21 protein-coding genes are annotated in these 20,646 nt (G+C 67.4%); 13 read left to right on the top strand and 8 right to left on the bottom strand.

The window, feature by feature from the left end; all coding sequences use genetic code 11:
• Positions 1-189 precede the first annotated feature (189 nt).
• On the top strand, positions 190-1,188 hold the full coding sequence (locus tag AASM09_RS05765; protein WP_049430038.1) for a polyprenyl synthetase family protein: 999 nt from the start codon (positions 190-192) through the stop codon (positions 1,186-1,188).
• A gap of 79 nt (positions 1,189-1,267) precedes the next feature.
• Here the strand turns inward: AASM09_RS05765 and AASM09_RS05760 are convergent, their stop codons facing one another.
• On the bottom strand, positions 1,268-2,053 hold the full coding sequence (locus tag AASM09_RS05760) for a dienelactone hydrolase family protein (protein WP_049430039.1): 786 nt from the start codon (positions 2,051-2,053) through the stop codon (positions 1,268-1,270).
• Between the two features lie 133 nt (positions 2,054-2,186).
• On the opposite strand from AASM09_RS05760, the gene AASM09_RS05755 reads away from it, so the two are divergent.
• Positions 2,187-2,780 (top strand): SMI1/KNR4 family protein, encoded by a 594-nt coding sequence (locus tag AASM09_RS05755; protein ID WP_049430040.1) that lies wholly within the window; start codon positions 2,187-2,189, stop codon positions 2,778-2,780.
• 60 nt (positions 2,781-2,840) lie between these two features.
• On the opposite strand, the gene AASM09_RS05750 is transcribed toward AASM09_RS05755, so the two are convergent.
• From AASM09_RS05750 to AASM09_RS05735, 4 genes are all read right to left on the bottom strand, one after another.
• Positions 2,841-3,374: a hypothetical protein gene (locus AASM09_RS05750; protein WP_049430041.1), complete on the bottom strand. Its 534-nt coding sequence runs from the start codon at positions 3,372-3,374 to the stop codon at positions 2,841-2,843.
• 96 nt (positions 3,375-3,470) lie between these two features.
• Positions 3,471-4,880, bottom strand: a complete 1,410-nt coding sequence (gene murD / locus AASM09_RS05745; RefSeq protein WP_049430042.1) for a UDP-N-acetylmuramoyl-L-alanine--D-glutamate ligase — start codon at positions 4,878-4,880, stop codon at positions 3,471-3,473.
• Entirely contained in the window at positions 4,861-6,213 is a 1,353-nt protein-coding gene (murL, locus tag AASM09_RS05740) for a UDP-N-acetyl-alpha-D-muramoyl-L-alanyl-L-glutamate epimerase (RefSeq protein ID WP_049430043.1), read from the bottom strand. Before murL ends, murD begins: the two co-directional genes overlap by 20 nt.
• A gap of 76 nt (positions 6,214-6,289) precedes the next feature.
• Entirely contained in the window at positions 6,290-8,884 is a 2,595-nt protein-coding gene (locus AASM09_RS05735) for a bifunctional aspartate kinase/diaminopimelate decarboxylase (RefSeq protein WP_049430044.1), read from the bottom strand.
• 75 nt (positions 8,885-8,959) lie between these two features.
• On the opposite strand from AASM09_RS05735, the gene AASM09_RS05730 reads away from it, so the two are divergent.
• The gene (locus tag AASM09_RS05730) at positions 8,960-9,832 is read left to right on the top strand and encodes a PhzF family phenazine biosynthesis protein (RefSeq protein ID WP_049430045.1); all 873 of its coding nucleotides are present in this window, start codon (positions 8,960-8,962) and stop codon (positions 9,830-9,832) included.
• A 90-nt stretch (positions 9,833-9,922) separates the two neighbouring features.
• A complete protein-coding gene (locus tag AASM09_RS05725) occupies positions 9,923-10,801 on the top strand; it encodes a PhzF family phenazine biosynthesis protein (RefSeq protein WP_049430046.1) in 879 nt (292 codons plus the stop codon).
• Between the two features lie 102 nt (positions 10,802-10,903).
• Here AASM09_RS05725 and AASM09_RS05720 read toward each other — a convergent pair whose 3' ends face one another.
• Entirely contained in the window at positions 10,904-11,335 is a 432-nt protein-coding gene (locus AASM09_RS05720; protein ID WP_049430047.1) for an OsmC family protein, read from the bottom strand.
• A gap of 370 nt (positions 11,336-11,705) precedes the next feature.
• Here AASM09_RS05720 and AASM09_RS05715 point away from each other — a divergent pair, with 370 nt between their 5' ends.
• The 4 genes from AASM09_RS05715 (at position 11,706) to AASM09_RS05700 (ending at position 13,927) form a co-directional block, all read left to right on the top strand.
• Positions 11,706-12,104 carry an HU family DNA-binding protein gene (locus AASM09_RS05715; RefSeq protein WP_010483539.1) on the top strand — a complete coding sequence of 133 codons (399 nt, stop codon included), beginning with the start codon at positions 11,706-11,708 and terminating at the stop codon, positions 12,102-12,104.
• A gap of 254 nt (positions 12,105-12,358) precedes the next feature.
• Positions 12,359-12,667 carry a DUF3861 family protein gene (locus tag AASM09_RS05710; RefSeq protein ID WP_049430048.1) on the top strand — a complete coding sequence of 103 codons (309 nt, stop codon included), beginning with the start codon at positions 12,359-12,361 and terminating at the stop codon, positions 12,665-12,667.
• Positions 12,668-12,717: 50 nt separating this feature from the next.
• A complete protein-coding gene (locus tag AASM09_RS05705; protein WP_049430049.1) occupies positions 12,718-13,248 on the top strand; it encodes a hypothetical protein in 531 nt (176 codons plus the stop codon).
• Between the two features lie 82 nt (positions 13,249-13,330).
• On the top strand, positions 13,331-13,927 hold the full coding sequence (locus AASM09_RS05700; RefSeq protein WP_005408439.1) for a DUF1439 domain-containing protein: 597 nt from the start codon (positions 13,331-13,333) through the stop codon (positions 13,925-13,927).
• Positions 13,928-13,965: 38 nt separating this feature from the next.
• On the opposite strand, the gene AASM09_RS05695 is transcribed toward AASM09_RS05700, so the two are convergent.
• Positions 13,966-14,508 carry a type 1 glutamine amidotransferase domain-containing protein gene (locus AASM09_RS05695; protein ID WP_049430050.1) on the bottom strand — a complete coding sequence of 181 codons (543 nt, stop codon included), beginning with the start codon at positions 14,506-14,508 and terminating at the stop codon, positions 13,966-13,968.
• A gap of 162 nt (positions 14,509-14,670) precedes the next feature.
• Positions 14,671-15,138 carry an SET domain-containing protein gene (locus AASM09_RS05690; protein ID WP_012479369.1) on the bottom strand — a complete coding sequence of 156 codons (468 nt, stop codon included), beginning with the start codon at positions 15,136-15,138 and terminating at the stop codon, positions 14,671-14,673.
• Between the two features lie 208 nt (positions 15,139-15,346).
• On the opposite strand from AASM09_RS05690, the gene AASM09_RS05685 reads away from it, so the two are divergent.
• The 5 genes from AASM09_RS05685 (at position 15,347) to AASM09_RS05665 (ending at position 20,639) form a co-directional block, all read left to right on the top strand.
• Positions 15,347-15,802, top strand: coding sequence for an SUF system Fe-S cluster assembly regulator (locus tag AASM09_RS05685; protein ID WP_005408436.1), 456 nt, complete (start codon positions 15,347-15,349; stop codon positions 15,800-15,802).
• Positions 15,803-15,819: 17 nt separating this feature from the next.
• Positions 15,820-17,295, top strand: a complete 1,476-nt coding sequence (gene sufB / locus AASM09_RS05680) for a Fe-S cluster assembly protein SufB (protein WP_006423171.1) — start codon at positions 15,820-15,822, stop codon at positions 17,293-17,295.
• Positions 17,296-17,359: 64 nt separating this feature from the next.
• Positions 17,360-18,124: a Fe-S cluster assembly ATPase SufC gene (gene sufC / locus AASM09_RS05675; protein ID WP_049429367.1), complete on the top strand. Its 765-nt coding sequence runs from the start codon at positions 17,360-17,362 to the stop codon at positions 18,122-18,124.
• Positions 18,124-19,386 carry a Fe-S cluster assembly protein SufD gene (sufD, locus tag AASM09_RS05670; protein ID WP_049429366.1) on the top strand — a complete coding sequence of 421 codons (1,263 nt, stop codon included), beginning with the start codon at positions 18,124-18,126 and terminating at the stop codon, positions 19,384-19,386. The genes sufC and sufD overlap by 1 nt, the downstream gene beginning before the upstream one ends.
• Positions 19,383-20,639 (top strand): cysteine desulfurase, encoded by a 1,257-nt coding sequence (locus tag AASM09_RS05665; RefSeq protein ID WP_100443777.1) that lies wholly within the window; start codon positions 19,383-19,385, stop codon positions 20,637-20,639. Before sufD ends, AASM09_RS05665 begins: the two co-directional genes overlap by 4 nt.
• Positions 20,640-20,646: the final 7 nt, after the last annotated feature.

Here is a 20,646-nt window from a genome sequence, read left to right as displayed (position 1 = left end):
GGCCCGCCGGAAGCGGGCCGAAATCCTGTTCCGGCAAGCTTAGCGGCGGCCTCCCGGGCATGGCGCGGCCTGCATACGTATTCACGCAGGCGGCAGCCTTGGCGGGGCCGCGGACGCCGGCCAGCCCGGTTTGCGCCCGAATTCACGGCCAGCGCCTATAATCAGTGGTGAGCCTGAAAGCCTGATCGCATGACCATCACCGAAGACACCCGTCCCGCCCTGGGCCTGCCCCAGATCCAGTCGCTTGCTGCGGCCGACATGGCCGCCGTCGATGCCCTGATCCGGCGCCGGCTGTCTTCGGACGTCGTGCTGATCAACCAGATCGCCGATCACATCATTTCCGCCGGCGGCAAGCGCCTGCGCCCGATGCTGGTGATGCTGGCCGGCCGTGCGGTCGGCAATGTCGGCGCGGACCACCACCAGCTGGCCGCGATCATCGAATTCATCCACACCTCCACCCTGCTGCACGACGACGTGGTGGACGAATCCAGCCTGCGGCGTGGCCGCAGCACCGCCAACGCGCTATGGGGCAACGCGCCGAGCGTGCTGGTCGGCGACTTCCTGTACTCGCGCAGCTTCCAGCTGATGGTCGAGCTGGAGCGCATGTCGGTGATGCAGATCCTGGCCGATGCCACCAACCGCATCGCCGAGGGTGAGGTGCTGCAGCTGCTGCACGTGCACAACCCGGACACCGACGAAGCGGCTTACCTGCGCGTGATCGAGCGCAAGACCGCGGTGCTGTTCGCCGCCGGCACCCGCCTGGGCGCGCTGGCCAGCGGTGTGGACGAAGCCACCCAGCAGGCCCTGTTCGACTACGGCATGCACCTGGGCTACGCGTTCCAGATCGCCGATGACGTGCTGGACTACTCGGCCAACGCTGACGAGCTGGGCAAGAACCTGGGCGATGATCTCGCCGAAGGCAAGGCGACGCTGCCACTGATCCACGCGATGGCGCACTCCGACGATGCCACCCGTGAGCGCCTGCGCACCATCGTGCAGGACGGCGACGCCTCGGCGATGCCGGAAGTGCTGGCCGCGATCCGCGCCACCGGCGGCCTGGAGTACAGCCGCGCGCGTGCCGAGGAATACGCCGACGCCGCCGAGCGTGCGCTCGATGGCCTGGGTGATAACGATGCGGTGGCCGCCCTGCGCGGCCTGGCACGCTACGCGGTGCAGCGCTCGCATTGACCAACTCCGGTAGTGCCGGCCGCTGGCCGGCATTCCCGCCGCTGTGGGTGGGTGCCAACCTTGGTTGGCACGCCTTTGTTTACCGGAAACGCTCCTCGAAGAACTCATCCAGCGCCTTCCAGGCGCGCTTGGCCGCCCGTTCGTTGTACTGGCAGCCCGGCGGGCTGTTCGCATCGCGCTCGGCGAAGCAGTGCACCGCACCGCTGTAATTGGTGAACTCCCAATCGACCTTGGCCGCGTCCATTTCCTTCTGGAAACCGGCGATGTCCTCGGCGGTCACGCTCTTGTCGTCGGCACCATTGAGCACCAGCACCGACGGGTGCGTGCCACCGGCCTGCGCCGGCAGCGGCGAACCCAGCCCACCATGCAGGCTGACCACACCGGCCAACGGAGCGCCGGCCCGGGCGAGCTCCAGCACCGTGGTGCCGCCGAAACAGAACCCGACCGCGCCGATCCGGCTGGCATCCAGCGGCACCTTGCCGGCCTGCGCCTTGAGCACGTTCACCGCCTCCAGCGCGCGGGCACGCAGCAACGGCCGGTCGTTGCGCAGCTTGGTCGCTACCGGCCCGGCCTCGGCATCGGTCTTCGGCCGCACACCCTTGCCGTAGACATCGGCCACCAGCACCACGTAGTCGTCACCGGCCAGCTGCTTGGCCTTCTCGATGGCCGATTCGTTCACGCCCTTCCAGTTCGGCACCATCACGAGGCCAGGGCGCTTGTCATGCTCGCCGTCGTCATAGACCAGCACGCCACTGAAGGTCGTTCCCTGGTGCTTCCATTCCACCGGCTGCGCCTTCATCGCCGCCCACGCCGGCAGCGCCGCCAGGCCCAGGATCACCGCCACACCGCATCGCCAACGTTTCATGCGCCTGCTCCGCAAGAAAAAGGGGACGGAGGGGATCAAGCCGTATTCGCCCCTCCCGCGTCGCATTCTGCATTGGCGACGTGACGCAGGTGTGGTTGGATACGACTTGATCCCCTCCGTCCCCTTTTTTCGCATGAACCTTGTTGATCGCTTTCTGTCTGGCCTGATCCCGCGCCTGCCTGCCGACGATGCCCCGCAGTGGGCCCACGTACGGGGCGCCAGCGCCGAGGACCTGCAGCGCCTGCGTGTGCAGTGGCCGCAGGTGCCGGACAGCCTGGTGGAACTGCTCTCGCGCGTGGATGGCACGCACTTCCGCGAATACCCCGGCGGCGAGGTCTGCGTGCTCATGCTGGGTTCGGACGTCGAGGACGGCGGCTATCCCTACTACCTGCGCTCGGTGGCACAGATCTTCGAGGACCAGCAGCAGTGGGACGACAGCATCCGCTCGATCTACGAGGAGTGGCTGGATGACGAACCGGAGATCCTCGGCGACGGCATCGACGCCGACGTGCCGATGAACCGCCGCCTGTGCTTCTCGCACTGCATGAACAATGGCGGCACCTCGATGCTGTACCTGGATTTCGATCCGGCGCCGCGCGGCACCGTCGGCCAGGTGGTTCGCTACCTGCATGATCCGGACAGCTATGCGGTGATCGCGCCGAGCTTCGATGTGTACCTGCAACAGTTGATCGATGGCGGGTACGCGTTCCTCGATCAGGACGACTGAAATCCAGCCGAGCATGGGCTCGGCTCTACAGTAGATCCACGCCATGCGTGGATGGCGTCCTCACCCGCGCTCGATCCAGTGCAGCGTCCCCGGCGCGAAGGCCAGCAGATCCGCTGCCTCCAGCGACGCGCGCGGCCAGTGGCGTTCCGGCGGCTTCGGCTGCCGGGCACCCACCGCACCGTCGTAGTCACGCACCAGCAGGCCGATACGCGCGGCACCGGCCTGCAACAGCGCTTCGATACGCTGCAACCACTGGCCGGCATCCCCCAAGGCTTCATCGCGGCGTGCCTGCTGATCCTGTTCATGCCGCGCCAACTGCGCCGCCAACGCGCGCGCGATTTTCGCTTCGCTCCAGCCCTTCCTGCGCCAGCGTTCGGCATCGCCGTTCCACTCACGAACCGCCTGCGCCGAGGCCAGCGACGTGCCGCAATCGCAGTGCACGGCACTCAACCACGGCTGCCAACCGGGCCCGACCGCTGACTGCAGGCTGGGCGAATCCTGCGCAAACAGGCGCCGGCCACTGCGCTGCATGATCGCGGCGGCATCGACCTGCGCAATCGACGCAGGAAGGAACAAGGTGATGAACGTGCACATGCGGCTATCCGGGTCCGTCCGGGGATGCGCCCCATGGTAACTCGCCGGGGTCAGAGCCCTTTCCTGAGGAAAGGGATCCGAGCCCGATCCGGCGGATCAAGCGATGCCCAACCCCGGGATCGCGCTGATGCTGTCCGGGTCGAATCCGGCCAGCTCGGCGAAATGGCGGCCACGCGCCACGTAGTCGCGGTAGGCACCAAAACTCGGCGCGCCCGGCGACAGCAGCACCACCCCGCCCTGCGCCCCCAGCGCGCTGCGAGCCAGCGCCATCGCCTCGGGCAGATCGCCCGCCGCGTGCAGGCCGAAGCGGCCGGCATCGGCCAACGGTTGCAGCATCGCGTGGATGCGCGGGCCGTTGCTGCCCATGGTCACGATCTCCACCGGCGGCACGTCGTGCGCCATGTGCTGCATGAAATCGGTCCAGTCCAGCCCACGATCGTGCCCGCCCACCAGCAGCGCGATGCGCTGGCCGGCAAAGCACTCCAGCGCGGCCAGGCTGGCATGCGGCGTGGTGCTGATCGAATCGTTGACGTAGGTCAGGCCCTCGGCCACGCCGATGCGCTGCAGGCGGTTCGGCAACGGACGGAAATCCTGCACCGCCGGAGCGAGCGCCACCGCGTCCAGGCCCACCGCTTCCAGCGCGGCCAGCACCGCGCACAGGTTGCCGCGGTTGTGGCGGCCCGGCAGCGGCGTGTTGCAGGTATCGAATACGGGCTGTTCACCGCGATGCACGACGTCACCGCGCATGTGCCAGCCCTGCGGCTGGTTGAACCAGACCACTTCACTGTCGGGCAACGACAGCGCGGCCAGGTGCGGATCGGCGGCATTGAGCACGGCGATGCGCGGCGCAGCTTCGGTCACCAGCCGCAGCTTGTCTTGGATGTAACGCTGTTCGCTGCCGTGCCAGTCCAGGTGTTCCGGGAACAGGTTCAGCACCACCGCCACCTGCGGGTGGGCGCCACTGCGCGCCACTTCCCCGGTCTGGTAGCTGGACAGTTCCACCGCCCAGTATTCCGGCGCCGGCTGCGGATCCAGCACTTCCAGCAGCGGCAGGCCGATGTTGCCGACCAGGCCGGTGCGGTGGCCGGCGGCACGCAGCAGGTGCGCGACCAGCGCGGTGGTGGTGCTCTTGCCCTTGGTGCCGGTCACGCACACGGTGTCGTGCACGATGCCATCGTCGGCGGCGTGTTCGGCGAACCACAGCGCGGTGCCACCGATGAACGTGGTGCCCTGCTCCGCCGCCGCCAGTGCGATCGGCTGGTAGGGGCTGATACCAGGCGATTTGATCACCACATCGAACGCGGCCAGCGCTTCGGCAGTGGGTTCACCGCGCACGTCCAGCAATTCCTGCGTTTCCGCACGCGCCGCCTCGGCCTCAGCGGCCGGGCAGAACAGGCTCAGGGCCAGCGCGGGCAGGCGCGCACGCAGCACCGAAAATGCCGCACGGCCCTCACGCCCCCAGCCCCACAGCGCGACGCGCTTTCCTTCAAGCTGCGAAATCTTCACGCACCTGTTCCCACAACGCGGTCGGAATGCGGTGCTCGCCCTGCAACAGCAGCAGCGGTGCCAGTTCCAGTTCGGCGGCATCCAGCTGCGGCTGGATCTCATTGCAGAAGCGCTTCACCAGCACGTCTTCCTTCCATTCCGGGCGCTGCGCCAGGGTCGCCATCGCCGCACGCGATTCGCGGCCTTCGCCGACGCACTCGAACGGCTTGTGGTCCTGGAACTCCAGCAGTGCATCGAAGCCACCGGCCTGTTCGGCATCATCCAGCAGGTTGCGGCCAAAGATGCGCACCAGGCGCGTCTTCGGCATGAACGGGGCCAACGCCAGGAACACGAAGTGGCACTTCGGGCAGACGCCGCACCAGCGGTTCACCGGGCGCTCGCCGAGGATGTGGAAGTTGCGGTTGCAGCTGGAGAAATGCGCGTCGTAGAAATCGGTCTTGGCGAACTGGCGGGCCACCGCCAGCTCGGACATCGGGCGCAGCAGCGAGTAGTACTGCAGGTCCGCCGCCACGTGCTTCTGCACATGGCTGCCGAACGCCTGCTCGAAGGCCCAGCCCTTGGACCACTGGTGGTTCACTTCGCCGGTGCCCGGAATCTGGCTGCCGTAGCTGGCCGAGCGCTCGTTGGAGAACACCACCTGGTCCACGCCTTGCAGAAGCGCGGCCAGCACCATGATCGCCGAGTTCACCGCGGTGACCGGAATATGCCCGTTCCACGCGCCCTGGCGGTTGAGCTCGAACAGTTCCGGCGCCAGCGCGCGGCCCAGGTTCAGCGTCGGCAGGCCGGTGCGCTCTGCGCAGGCGCGGATCAGCTGCGAACCGCCAATCCAGGTCACCGTTTCGTCCACGCCGGCACGGCGCAGCGCTTCGATGCTGACCAGCGAATCCTTGCCGCCACCGATGGCCACCAGCGCATGCGCCTGCAGGCCCAGCACCGGGGCCTGCACCGCTTCGCCCTGCACCGGCAGGCGGAAACGCCCACGCAGGTTCAGGCCGTTGCGGTAGGCGAACTCGCCCAGGCCGTTGAGGTAGACCGTCTCCACCAACGCCGCGGTATCGGCATCGATTGAATAGCTGTCGATGCTGACCGTCTCCGGCACGCCGGCCTTGTAGTAACTGACACCGGCAATCAGGTGCAGCAGCTGCAGCGCACGCTGCACGGCGGCGGCGCGCGCCTGGTCCAGTACGAACGGGGCGCCCGGCACGGTGATGGTTTCCACCATCTCCGGGCCGTCATCGAAGGCGTAGACCAGCTTGGCCACGCCGGTTTCCGCAGCGAATTCGCAGCGGACGAAGCGGAAGCGGGAAACCTGGTGTTTATCGAAAGCAGTCATGGTGTATCCGGTCAGGCACGGGCCCGCGCAGCAGCACGGGGCGTGTCGGTGGGCGGGTGCAGGGCGCGGGTGGCGATCACTCGATCACGTCTTCGCGCGGCATCGCCCGCTGGTTGTAGGTGTTGGACATCACATAGCCGTAGGCACCGGCATCAGCGATCAGCATCACATCATCCGGTGCGGTGGACACCGGCAGCTTGCGGCGCTTGCCGAACACATCGCTGGATTCGCAGATCGGGCCGACCACATCGAATGCCGCCTCGGCATAGCCGCCCTGGCGGCTGAGGTTCTCGATGTCGTGCCAGGCGTCATACAGCGCCGGGCGCATCAGGGTGTTCATGCCGGCATCCAGGCCGACGCGGCGCACGCCGTCCTTTTCCACAACCTGAGTGGCGTGGGTCAGCAGCACGCCGGATTCGGCGACCAGGTAACGGCCCGGCTCGATCGCCAGGCGGAACGCCGGATGCAGCGCTTTGACCTCGGCCAGACCCTCGGCCCACGCATCCAGGTCGAACGGCTCGTCCTCGGCGGAATACGGAATCGGCAGGCCGCCGCCGATGTCGATGGTCTGCACGCTGCCGATGCGGCGGGCGAAACCGGCCAGCTCATCGCACATCAGGCGCCAGTGCTGCGCAGTCTCCACGCCGCTGCCCAGGTGCGCGTGCAGGCCGACCACGCGGCTGCCCAGGTCGGTGGCCGTGCGCACGAATTCGTCGACGCGGGCGATCGGCAGGCCGAACTTGGAGTCCTTGCCGCCGGTACGGACCTTGGCATGGTGGCCTTCGCCACGGCCCAGGTCGACACGCAGCCACAGCTCGCGGTTGCGGAACAGGTCCGGCCAGCGCTGCAGTGCTTCGACGTTGTCGACGGTCACGGTCACCCCGAGCGCGAACGCCGCTTCGTATTCGCTGCGCGGGCAGAAGCTGGGAGTGAACAACACGCGCTTGGGCGACAGTTCCGGCAGGTGCTGGAACACGTGCTTCAGTTCGCCGTGCGAGACGCACTCCAGGCCGAAGCCCTCGGCTTCCAGCAGCTGCAGGATGGCCGGGTGGCTGTTGGCCTTGATCGCGTAGTAGCGCTGGTCGATCGGCTTGATCGCGGCCAGCGCGCGGGCACGGGCGCGCACGGTCGGCAGGTGGTAGACGTAGCGCGGCGTACCGGCATCGGCCAGCTGCAGCAGGTGCGCGCGCTGGCCACGCCACCAGGGCGTGCCACGCGGGCGCACGGTGCCGGCGATCTCGCGCCAGCGCGGGCCGAACACCTCGGTCTCTTCCACCGGCATCGCACCGCTGTCAATCAGCTCGGCGTGCAGGATCGGCAGCAGGCCGTCAGCATCGGCCTCGTCGATGACGAAGGTCAGGTTCAGGTCGTTGGACGACTGCGAGATCATGTGCACGCGCTCGCGGCCAAACGTGGCCCACACGTCCGACAGCTTGTGCAGCAGCGAGCGCATGCCACGGCCGACCAGGGTGATGGCCGCGCACGGCACGATCACCTTCACCTTGCAGATCTGCGACAGGTCCGCCGACAGCGCGGCCAGCACATCGGTGTTGACCAGGTTCTCGGACGGGTCCAGCGACACGGTGACGTTGGTTTCGGCCGAACCGATCAGGTCCACCGACAGGCCGTGCTTCTTGAACAGGTTGAACACATCGGCCAGGAAGCCGACCTGCTGCCACATGCCGATGCCTTCCATCGACACCAGCACGATGCCGTTGCGGCGGCTGATCGCCTTCACCCCCGGGACCGGCGCGGCACTGCCATCGATGCTGGTACCCGGCAGTTCCGGGCGCTCGGTATCGAGAATGGCCATCGGCACGCCGGCATCACGGCACGGCTTGATCGAGCGCGGGTGCAGCACCTTGGCGCCGGTCGTGGCAATTTCCTGTGCCTCGTAATAGTCCAGGCGGGTCAGCAGGCGCGCGTCCGGCACATCCTTCGGGTTGGCGCTGAACATGCCCGGCACGTCGGTCCAGATCTCCACGCGGCTGGCACCCAGCAATGCACCGAAGTACGCCGCCGAGGTATCCGAACCGCCGCGACCGAGGATGGCGGTGCCGCCATCGGCGTGACGCGAGATGAAGCCCTGGGTGATCAGCAGGCGGGTCGGCTGCGCGCGGAAGCGCTGCATCCACTCTGCGTCGGCGCGCCACTGGCAGTTCACCGACAGGCGCTGCGACCAGTCGCTCTGGTTCGGCTGCGGCGGCATCGCATCCAGCCACTGGCGGGCATCCATCCAGCCCATGTCCAGACCTGACGCGCGCAGGTAGGCCGCACCCAGTGTGGAGGACAGCAGCTCGCCCTGGCCCAGCACTTCGGCCTGCCAGTCCAGCGGACGGGTGGCCGCGCGCGCGTCGTCCAACAGGCCCTGCAGCGCCGCCAGACGTTCGGCCAGCACCTCGCGGCCCAGGCCCAGTTCAACCAGGAAGCCCTCGTGGCGCTCTACCAGCGCGGCCACGCGATCACGGCTGTCCGGCGCGCCATCGGCGATCGCGGTCAGTTCGTTGGTGACCCCGGACAGCGCCGACACCACTACCAGCACGCGCGAGCCGGTCTCTTCCGCACGTTTTTTCGCCAGCTTCCCGATCGTGTCCCAGCGATGACGACGCGACACCGAGGTGCCGCCGAACTTCAGTACGATCCAACGATCGACAAGGGGGGAAGCTGACATGGATTGGCTATGTAGAATGTGGGGAAGCCGCCCTCGGGGGCGGAACCTTTGATTCTAAGCGCAATATCCCCGTAGATGGCCGTCCTTCGTTACCTGCAGCTCGATGTCTTCGCCCCCCGCCCCGGCACCGGCAACCCACTGGGCGCCATCCTGGACGCCGACGGGCTCTCCAGCAGCCAGATGCAGGCCCTGGCCGCCTGGCTGAACCTGTCCGAGACGGTGTTCTTCCTGCGCCCCAGCGCGCCCGGCGCCGACTACCACATCCGCATCTTCACCCCGACCCGGGAACTGGCGTTCGCCGGCCATCCCAGCGTCGGTGCGGCCTGGGTGGCGGTGACCTGTGGCCTGGCGACTCCACGTGACGGTGCCCTGCTGCAGCAATGCGCGGCCGGGCTGTTGCCGGTAAAGGTGAGTGGGCCGGCCGAGGCGCTGGAGATCCAGCTGGCCAGCCCACCGGCCCGGCAGCTGGCAACCGCCGCCGACGCGGCACCCGCAACGCTGCTTGCGCTGGCTGCCGACGGCCATGCACCGGAGCTGTGGGACAACGGCGCACGCTGGTGGCTGCTGCCGCTGCGCGATGGCGCCGCCGTGCGCGACCTGGAGCCGGACATGGCATCGGTGGCCGCCTGGAGTCTCGCCACCGATGCCACTGGCGTGGCGGTATTCGCCGACGAAGCCGGCACCGACCACAGCCGCGTGGTCCGCGCGTTCTGTCCTGCTGATGCGCCCAGCGTGCCCGAGGACCCGGTGACCGGCAGCGCCAATGCGCTGATCGGCGTCTGGCTGCGGCAGCGCGATGCCCTGCCCGGCCGCGAGGGCCGCTACGTGGCCAGCCAGGGCCGCGAAGTGGGCCGCGATGGCCGCGTGCAGGTGCAGGTCGACGCGCAGGGCACGGTGTGGATCGGCGGCCAGGTGCAGTGCGTGATCGACGGCAGCATCCATTGGTAGCGCCGGTCCACGCCCGGCGAACGCAGTACACGGACGCCGGGCATGGCCCGGCGCTACCGTATCCCCTCTCGTTTACGGAATCTGCCCCCTATGACCACCCGCCGTTTCCTGCAGCTGGATGTGTTCTCCCCGCGCGCCGGCGCCGGTAACCCACTGGCCGTGGTACTCGATGCCGAGGGCCTGGATGACGCCAGCATGCAGGCCATCGCACGCTGGACGCGCCTACCGGAAACCACCTTCGTGTTCGCGCCGCAGGCACCTGGTGCCAGCTACCGGCTGCGCATGTTCAGCCCGCAGAAGGAAGTCCCGTTCGCCGGCCACCCCAGCGTCGGCACCGCGCATGCGGTGCTGCAGGCGGGCCTTGCTACACCGGTCGAGGGCGTGCTGGTGCAGGAGGGCATTGCTGGTGCGCTGCCGCTGCGCGTCAGTGGTGAAGGTGCGCAGCAGCGCATCGCCATCCGCACCCCGCGCGCGCAGCTGGCCGAAACCGCCGAAGCCACCGATCCACGCCTGCAGGCCGCATTGAAGGGCTGGCCACTGGGCACACTGCCGCCGGCACGCATGCAGGGTGGCCGCAGCTGGTGGGTGGTGCAGGTGGCCGATGAAGCCGCATTGCGCGCCCTGCAGCCGGACTGGGATGCGGTGGCGGCAGTGGCTGAATCCACCGACAGCATGGGCGTGTTCGCCTATGCCTTCAGCGATGGCAGCGAGGGGTTCGATCTTGCGGTACGCGCCTTCGTCGGCAACGGTCGCCGCTTCGAAGACGCCGCCTCGGGTGCCGCCAACGCCGTGTTGGCCGCGTGGCTGGACCTGCGCGAGGCACTGCCGCGGGGCCGTGCGCCGTTCGAAGTCAGTCAGGGCCGCGAAGTCGGCCACGATGCGCGCCTGACCCTGTTGGTCGATGAGGACGGCGAGGTCTGGTCGGGCGGTCAGGTGCAGACGGTGATTGCCGGCACCCTCGATTGGTAAAGGGGCACTGTACAGCCGAGCCCACGCTCGACTGCTCTTCGGCCAGATCACGGCAGCTGCAGAAGCCGAGCGTGGGCTCGGCTCTACAAGAGCATCCGGCGCTCAGCCCAGCTCGGCTTCCAGGCTGATCGGCACCGCACTCAGCGCCTTGGACACCGGGCAGTTCTGCTTGGCGTCATCGGCAATGGCGCGGAACTTGGCCGCGTCGATACCCGGCACTACGGCCTTTACCTTCAGGCGGATCTGAGACAGCTGCGGGCCGCCTTCCAGCGACAGATCGACCTTGGCTTCGGTGTCCAGCGAGGTCGGGGTGAAACCGGCTTCGCCGAGCTTGGCCGACAGCGCCATGGTGAAGCAGCCAGCATGCGCGGCAGCGATCAGTTCTTCCGGATTGGTGCCCTTCTCGTCGCCGAAGCGGCTGTTGAAGCCGTAGCGGGTCTTGTCCAGCAGGCCACTCTGCGGCGTGCTCAACTGCCCCTTGCCCGACTTCAGGTCGCCTTCCCAGTGCGCGGTGGCGTGTCGCGAGATTCCCATGTGCTGCTCCTGCGTGACGGTGATGAACGATCACCCTCGCACGTGGCGCGTTAGCCCTGCGTCGCTCCGCCGCACGCGCCACGTCGCTCCGGCGCCGGGCAGATGGACACTTCCTCGCCAGCCGGAAACGCATTTCCCCCTTGTTTTCAGTGGTTTCGCGCATTCCTCCAATGACCGGGCGCTGGCGGCCAGCCGCGTCCCGACACCCCCGCCCCCATCGCCGGCCATGTACTGAATCGGCCTGGATATGAAAAAACATGCACTTTCCGCGCTTCGGGCTATTGGCGGCGCCCGAGAGTTGCCCTACATTGCGCTTGCCGACGGGGTTCGGCGCCGACCAAACAACCAACCGTTCACGGAACAGGAAACCATGGCAAAGACCGCTAAGAAGGCTGCCCCGAAGAAGGCAGTGAAGAAAGTCGCGACGAAGGCAGCCGCCAAGCCGGCCGCTCCGAAGCCGATCAAGGAAGTGCTGACCAAGTCCGGCCTGGTTGCACACATCGCTGAAGCCTCCGGCGTCATCGCCAAGGACGTCCGCGCTGTGCTGGCCTCGCTGGAAAGCGCCGTCGCATCCTCGGTGCACAAGAAGGGCGCTGGCTCCTTCACCCTGCCGGGCCTGCTGAAGATCACCACCGTCAATGTGCCGGCCAAGCCGAAGCGCAAGGGCATCAACCCGTTCACCAAGGAAGAACAGTGGTTCGCCGCCAAGCCGGCCACCACCAAGCTGAAGGTGCGTCCGCTGAAGAAGCTGAAGGACGCCGCGCTGTAAGCGCGCGCCCCAACGCGGATTCCGACGGGACGGCTCTGGCCGTCCCGTTTTTTTTGTCCCAACCACGGCCCGCAACACAGCGTTGCCGCATCCCAGGGAATGCCCGTACAGGCCCGTCGCCATTGGCTGGGCCCCGCCTGCGGCGGTGCCGGAACGTACCGGGTGGAACACTGCGTGCAGCGCCGGCCGTCGCCGCCGACCGTGGCCTTGCCTATGGTTGGCACATCCTCCACAGCTACGGCGAGCATCTCCTCATGGCCAGCCCCTCCACCCGCTACCGGATCTCGGTGACCCCCATCGAAAAGGACGGGGTGCAGTGCACCGGGCGTTGCACCATCGAACTGGAACATCGCGCCAGCCGCGACCTGATGCGCCTGCTGGAAGCGGCACCGCGGACGGCAGGGCTCAGCGGCGATGAACGCGCGACCCTGGTGATTGCCACCCAGCTGCTGCGCGACATCGTGCAGCGCCACGCCGAAACCGATGGACATGCGTTGGCCGCCATCGCCGGGCAGGTGCTGCCGGCGCTGGATGCACTGGAACAGTTGCCCTCCTCCCGCTGATTCCCGCGCAGCCGATACACTGTCAACCCACATCGCCTCGGGGAGGAGGCATGCGCAGGACGCTTTTCCTGATCGCGCCACTGGTGCTGCTGGGCTGTTCCAGACCCACTGCACAACCGGAGGTTGCGCCAGTGCCGGCGCCAGCGAGCGCCGATGCACAGGCCGTTGCAGACACCGACGCAGCACCGCTGCAGCGAGCAACGATCGATCCGCTGTTCGCCGCGGTCGCTGCCGACGCCGAACCACCATCGGTGATGCTCAACCGCTACGTGATCGCGCTGCTCAACCGCAACCGCAGCGCCAGCGACGCGGCATGGGCGATTCCACCGGTCGATCCGCACCGCGCAGATGACGCTGCCATACGCCAACTGCAGGACCTGCGCACGCTGCGCCTGGACAGTGGCACCCCGCTGGCACGCGATGGCCGGCAGCCATCCCGGTTGCTGGAGGTGCCGGTGCGGCTCCGCGCGACCACCGCACAAGGCACCTTCCGCTTCCGCGGCTGGTATCGCGTGCAGCCCAGCCCGGACGGTCGCGCCTGGCAGATCCAGTCGGCGCAACTGCGGCCAACGCTGGACTGAACCGTTGCAGCGGCATGCACGCACGATTCAGCCGACCCGGCTACTCTTTCCTCCATCCATTCCCTGTCCAGCGGCCACCGCCATGCGCCTGCGTTCCCTGATGACCCGCCTCGCCGCCTCCACCGTACTGATCGCAGCCGCGATCGGTGCCCAGGCCGCCCCTTCCATTTCCGGCCGCGAACTGTCGGTGGGCGCCAGCGATGTGCAGCAATACCTCGATGGCAGCTTCCCGCGCACCCAGGACGCCCTGGGCGGACTGATCGCCCTGACCATGAGCCACCCTCAGCTGAGCCTCCCGGCCGGCGAGCGTTTGAACCTCGGCATGGACGTTGCACTGGCCACTGCCGGTGGCAATCCGGCCAAGCTGGGTACGGTGAAGCTCAGCAGCGGCCTGCGCTACGACGCACAGACCCAGGGCTTCCACCTGCAGCAGCCCAGCGTGGATGACTTCACCCCGGCCAACCAGGGTGGTCGTCTCGACTCCCGTACCCGCGGCCTGCTCAACGCCTGGCTGAGCGACTACGCCCAGCGGGAGCCGATCTACAAGCTGGATCCGGCCGTGGCCGGCGTGCTTGGCGCGCTGCAGGTGCAGTCGGCACAGGTGAAGAACGGCAAGCTGGTGGTCACCTTCAACCAGAACCTGGGCAACCTGGTGCCGGCAGGCGTGCTGGGCAAGTAAGGTGGTGCCGGCCAGCGGCCGGCACTACCGCTAGCGCATCAGGCGGCAAGTGCCTTGACCACCGCCTCACTGAAGGCCGGGATGTCATCCGGCTTGCGGCTGGTGATCACGTTGCCGTCGACCACGACCTCGGCACCGCGCCAGTTCGCCCCCGCATTGGTCAGATCCTGCTGCAGGGAAGGCCAGGACGTCAGCTCGCGGCCATCGGCGAGGCCACTGTTGATCAGCAGCCACGGGCCATGGCAGATCGCCGCCACAGGCTTGCCGGCCTCGTCTACTGCGCGGACGAAGCCGAGTACAGCCTCGTCGGTACGCAGCGTGTCCGGATTGATGACCCCTCCCGGCAGCACCAGCGCATCGAAGCTGGCCGGATCGGCCTCATCCAGCGGAATATCCACCGCGACGGCGTCGCCCCAGTTCTTCTCTTTCCAGCCCTTGATCGTCGCCTCCTTTGCAGGCGACACGACGCTGACGCGCGCGCCTTCGGCTTCCAGCAGACGCTTGGGTTCGGTCAGTTCGGACTGTTCAAAGCCGTGGGTGGCAAGGATGGCAATCTGCTTGCCCTTCAATCGTTCTGCCATGGGTGCACTCCGGTTGGGGGTGCCGACAGAATGGAAGAACGGCCCTTGCACGGCGGTGACCCTGCCGTGCACGGCAGGTGGAGAGCCTCCGGGTGGCGCCGGCCGCTGGCCGGCACCCGGATTGCGCCTTGCCGGCCAGCGGCCGGCACTACCCGGTACCGGTCAGCGCTTGGGCTGCAGCATGGTGCCAGTGCACTTGGGTGAGCCGCAGCGGCACTCCCAGATCTTCTTCAGCTTGGCGGTGTGGCGCTCGGCCAGGGTGATGCCGTAGTTGTAGGTCAGTTCCTCACCGGCCTTGATGTCACGCAGCGCCTCGATGAACACCTTGTCACCTCGGCTGTCACCGTCCTCGTCTTCCTCGATCACTGCCTCGCAGTTCGGGTCGCAGCTGTGGTTGATCCAGCGCGCGTCATTGCCCTTGTAGTTGGCATCGATCACCCAGTCGTCGTTGAGGGTGAACAGGAAGGTATGGCCACTTTCGACGTCGCCGCTGTCATCGGCATCAACGTCGCCGTGGCTGCGCAACAGGCCCTTGTACTGGATCACGCGCTCGCCCTGCTTGATCGGGGCCACGGCGAACACGCCGTTGCCATGGATGGCGGACTTGCGGGCTTGGATCTTCTTGGGCATCGGCAAGGGAGGTCTGCAGCGAAAGGAACGTTGATTCTCGCCCATTCCGGGTGATTGCGAAAATCACCCCGTTGGCGCAGCATGGCGCCCCGGCAATGGCCCCGGTGTGTCGTCCCGGTCCGTCCCAGCGCCGGCTGAATGTCCGGGTTGGATGCCGGCGAATAAAAGCGTACAATTTCAGTCCGCTTTAAGAACCGCTCGCATTCCCATGTTGCGTGTCACCAAGCTCACCGATTACGCCACCGTGGTACTGACCGTGCTTGCCGCCCGTCCGGGCGAGGTGCTCAGTGCCACCGAGCTGGCCGAATTCACCGGCCTGGAGCCGCCCACCGTCAGCAAGGTGCTCAAGCCACTGGCCCAGGCCGGCCTGGTCGAAGGCCTGCGCGGTGTCCGAGGCGGCTACCGCCTGACCCGCCCGGCCATCGAGATCTCGCTGTTCGAAGTGGTCGAAGCGATGGAAGGGCCGCTGGCCCTGACCGAATGCAGCCACGACCACCACCAGTGCGGCATGGCGCCCAAGTGCGGCGCGCGCAGCAGCTGGCGGCTGATCAACGACGTGGTCTCCGAGGCCCTGCGCGATGTCACCCTGGCGCAGATCCTGCCCCCTCTCCCCCTTGCCGATGACGAACAGCGCCGCACCATCGCTGTCGACGTCGTCTCCTGATCCGTAGGCAGCCCCCCATGGCCACCGAAACCATCGAAAACGTCGCCCACGACGACACCCCCAACCGCGAGATCCACGAGCAGCTCGGCCGCAAGTATTCGGCCGGCTTCATCACCGAGATCGAATCGGACTCCCTGCCGCCGGGCCTGGACGAGGACACCATCCGTGCCCTGTCGGCCAAGAAGGAAGAGCCGGAGTGGATGACGCAGTGGCGCCTGGACGCCTACCGCCACTTCCTGACCATGCCGATGCCGGACTGGGCCAAGCTGGAGATCGCCCCGATCGACCTGCAGGCGCTGAGCTACTACTCCGCGCCGAAGGGCCCGAAGTACGCCTCGCTGGATGACGTGCCCAAGGAACTGCTCGACACCTACGACAAGCTGGGCGTGCCGCTGCACGAGCGTGCCAAGCTGGCCGGCGTGGCGGTGGATGCGGTGTTCGACTCGGTGTCCGTCGGCACCACGTTCCGCAAGGAACTGGCCGAGAAGGGCATCATCTTCTGCTCGATGTCCGAGGCCATCAAGGAACACCCGGAGCTGGTGCGCCAGTACCTGGGCACCGTGGTGCCGGTGGGCGACAACTACTTCGCCGCGCTGAACTCGGCGGTGTTCTCCGATGGCAGCTTCGTGTTCATCCCCAAGGGCGTTCGCTGCCCGATGGAACTGAGCACCTACTTCCGCATCAACGCCGGCCACACCGGCCAGTTCGAGCGCACCCTGATCGTGTGCGAGGACAAGGCCTACGTTTCCTATCTGGAAGGCTGCACCGCGCCGATGCGCGACGAGAACCAGCTGCACGCCGCGGTGGTCGAGCTGGTCGCGCTGGAAGACGCGGAGATCAAGTATTCCACCGTGCAGAACTGGTACCCGGGCGACGAGAACGGCGTCGGCGGCATCTACAACTTCGTCACCAAGCGTGCCGAATGCCGTGGCGCGCGCAGCAAGGTCACCTGGACCCAGGTCGAGACCGGTTCGGCGATCACCTGGAAGTACCCGTCCTGCGTGCTGCTGGGCGACGATTCGGTCGGTGAATTCCATTCCGTGGCGCTGACCCACCACCGCCAGCAGGCCGACACCGGCACCAAGATGATCCACGTCGGCAAGCGCACCAAGAGCAAGATCGTCAGCAAGGGCATCAGTGCCGGCCGCGGCCAGAACACCTACCGCGGCCTGGTGAAGGTCGACCGCAACGCCGATGGCGCACGCAACTACACCCAGTGCGATTCGCTGCTGATCGGCAAGCAGTGCGGTGCCCATACCTTCCCCTACATCGAGGTGAAGAACCCGGGCGCCACCGTCGAGCACGAGGCCACCACTTCGAAGATTTCCGACGACCAGCTGTTCTACTGCCGCGCCCGTGGCATCAGCCAGGAAGACGCGGTGTCGATGATCGTCGACGGCTTCTGCAAGCAGGTGTTCCGCGAACTACCGATGGAGTTCGCGGTGGAAGCCAAGAAGCTGCTGGAAGTCTCGCTGGAAGGGTCGGTCGGTTAACACGCCAACCACCTTCGTCTGAATATTTCAGCCACGCGTGGCGTGGCTCTACTGGATTCATACCATGCTGAAGATCGAAAACCTCCACGCCCGCATCGGCGACAAGGAAATCCTCAAGGGCCTGTCGCTGGACGTGAAGCCCGGCCAGGTGCACGCCATCATGGGCCCCAACGGCGCCGGCAAGTCCACCCTGGGCAATGTCCTGGCCGGCCGTGACGGCTATGAAGTGACCGAAGGCAGCGTCCAGTTCGAGGGCGCCGACCTGTTGGACCAGGACCCGGAAGCCCGCGCCGCCGCCGGCCTGTTCCTGGCCTTCCAGTACCCGGTGGAAATCCCGGGCGTGAACAACACCTACTTCCTGCGCGCCGCACTGAATGCACAGCGCAAGGCGCGTGGTGAAGAAGAACTCGATTCCATGCAGTTCCTGAAGCTGGTGCGGCAGAAGCTGGCCGTGCTGCACCTGAAGGACGAACTGCTGCACCGTGGCGTCAACGAAGGCTTCTCCGGTGGCGAGAAGAAGCGCAACGAGATCTTCCAGCTGGCCGTGCTGGAGCCGAAGCTGGCGATCCTCGACGAAACCGATTCGGGCCTGGACATCGACGCGCTGAAGAGCGTGGCCGACGGCGTCAACGCACTGCGTGCGGCCGACCGTTCGTTCCTGGTCATCACCCACTACCAGCGCCTGCTCGACTACATCAAGCCGGACGTGGTGCACGTGCTGGCCGATGGCCGCATCGTCAAGACCGGCGGTCCGGAACTGGCCCTGGAACTGGAAGCGCACGGCTACGATTTCCTGAAGGATCGCGTGGTGCGCGAGGCGGCGGTCTGATGAGCGCCCTGCTCGACTCCATGGCCCAGGCCTTCTGTGGCAGCGATGCGCGCCGCGAAGTGCTCGACGCGGCCCTGCGCGACGGCCTGCCGGCCGCACGCAACGAAGCCTGGAAGTACACCTCGCTGCGCCAGCTGGAGCGCCGTGCGTTCGCAGCTGCACCGCTGGCCCCGCCGGCACTGGATGCCGCACTGCTGGAGGACATCCCGGCACCGCGCCTGGTGTTCGTCAATGGCCGCCTGGATGCCGCGCTGAGCGATGCGCAGGCCCTGCCGGCCGGCGTGCAGGCGCAGCCGCTGTCGGCCGCACTGGCATCCGGCGAAGACGCCGTGCGTTTCCTTGGCCGCCGTTACGAGCGCAGCGAGGAGATCTTCGCCCGCCTCAACGCCGCACTGGCCGATGAAGGCGTGGTGCTGCGCGTGGACGAAGGCGTGCAGGTCGAAGCGCCGCTGCAGCTGGTATTCGCCAGCGTCGCCGGCGAGACCGATCTGGCCTGGCACCACAGCCACCTGATCGAACTGCGTGCCGGCGCCAGCCTGGGCGTGGTCGAGCACCGCTTCAGCGTCGGCGATTCGGCCCACCTGGACAACACCGTGCTGCACGCCCATGTCGCCCGCGATGCCGTGCTCAAGCACGCCCGCGTGCAGACCGGCAGCGCACGCCAGACCAGCTTCCTGCGTACCGACGCGGTGCTGGCCCGCGACGCGCAGTACCACCGCGTCGACCTGGAACTGGGCGCCGCACTCAGCCGCCACGAACTGAACGTACGCCTGGAAGGCGACAACGCCCAGCTGACCGCCAACGGCGTGCTGCTCGGCAATGGCCGCCGCCACGTCGAGACCCGGCTGGGCATCGATCACATCGCGCGCGACACCAGCTGCGAACTGCTGTGGCGCGGCGTCGCCGCCAACCGCAGCCGCGTGGTGTTCCATGGTGGCATCCAGATCCGCGAAGGCGCCGATGGTACCGACGCGAACCTGTCCAACAAGAACCTGCTGCTGTCGGCCGACGCCGAGATCGATACCCAGCCGACGCTGGTGATCGACGCCGATGAAGTGAAGGCCGCGCACGGCGCGACCGTCGGCCAGCTCGATGCCAATGCGCTGTTCTACCTGCGCTCGCGCGGCCTGCCGCAGGCACAGGCGCAGGCACTGCTCAGTGCCGCGTTCTGCCACGAACCGCTGAAGATCCTGCCGGAAGCCCTGCGCGAACAGCTGGCACGCCGCCTGGACAAGGCCCTGGCCGAGGCGGGTGTGGCATGAACCTGTCCACCCCGCGCCCGATCGAAACCCCCAACGGCGCGCCCGACTGGGACCGCGTCCGCCTCGACTTCCCGCTGCTGATGCGCGAAGTGCACGGCAAGCCGCTGGTCTATTTCGACAATGCCAACACCGGCCAGAAGCCGGTGCAGGTGATCGGCGCGGTGGACGAGTTCTACCGCCGCTACAACGCCAACGTCAGCCGCGCGGTGCATGCACTGGGCAGCGAAGCCACCGACGCCTACGAAGGCGCGCGCAACAAGCTGGCGCGCTTCCTCAACGTGCGTGCCAGCGACCTGGTGCTGTGCAGCGGCACCACCTTCGCCATCAATCTTGTGGCGTATTCGTGGGCGCTGCCGCGGCTGAAGGCCGGCGACGTGATCCTGGTCTCGCGCATGGAGCACCACGCCAACATCGTGCCATGGCAGCTGGTCGCACAGCGTACCGGCGCCACCATCCGCGTGGCCGAGATCACCCCCGATGGCGCGCTGGACCTGGATGCGCTGCGTGCGGCGATGACCCCCGAGGTCAAGCTGCTGGCGGTCACCCATGTGTCCAACGTGCTGGGCACGGTCAACCCGGTACGCGAGATCTGCCGTGAGGCGCGCAAGCGCGGCATCATCACCGTGGTCGACGGCTCGCAGGCGGTGCCGCACCGCAAGGTCGACGTCGCCGCGATCGGCTGCGACTTCTACGCCATCACCGGCCACAAGATGTGTGGCCCGACCGGCACCGGTGCGCTGTGGGCACGCCGCGAGCACCTGGACGCGATGCCGCCATTCCTCGGTGGCGGCGAGATGATCAAGGAAGTCAGCTTCGACGGCACCGTGTTCAACGATGCCCCGCACAAGTTCGAAGCCGGCACCCCGAACATCGCCGGCTTCATTGGCCTGGGCGTGGCCGCCGACTACCTTCAGCAGCTCGGCCAGGACAACGTGGAAGCGCGCGAAGCCGAACTGCTGGCGCACTTCACCGAAGAGCTGCGCCGCGTCGATGGCCTGCGCATCATCGGCGAAGCGCCGGAAAAGGCCGCCGTGGTCTCGTTCCTGATCGACGGCGCGCATGCCCATGACCTGGCCACGCTGCTTGATCTGGAAGGCGTGGCCGTGCGCTCGGGCCAGCACTGCGCGCACCCGCTGCTGCAGTACTTCGGCGTCGCAGCCACCTGCCGCGCCTCGCTGGCGTTCTACAACACCCACGCCGAGATCGAGCGCTTCATGACCGCACTGACCAAGGTGCGCAAGCTGTTGGGGTGACCCGGCA

It is taken from the genome of Stenotrophomonas maltophilia (assembly GCF_039555535.1).
Taxonomy (GTDB): Bacteria; Pseudomonadota; Gammaproteobacteria; order Xanthomonadales; family Xanthomonadaceae; genus Stenotrophomonas; species Stenotrophomonas maltophilia_Q.
Note: the sequence above shows the minus strand (reverse complement) of the source record. Positions and strands in the feature narration are given on the sequence as shown.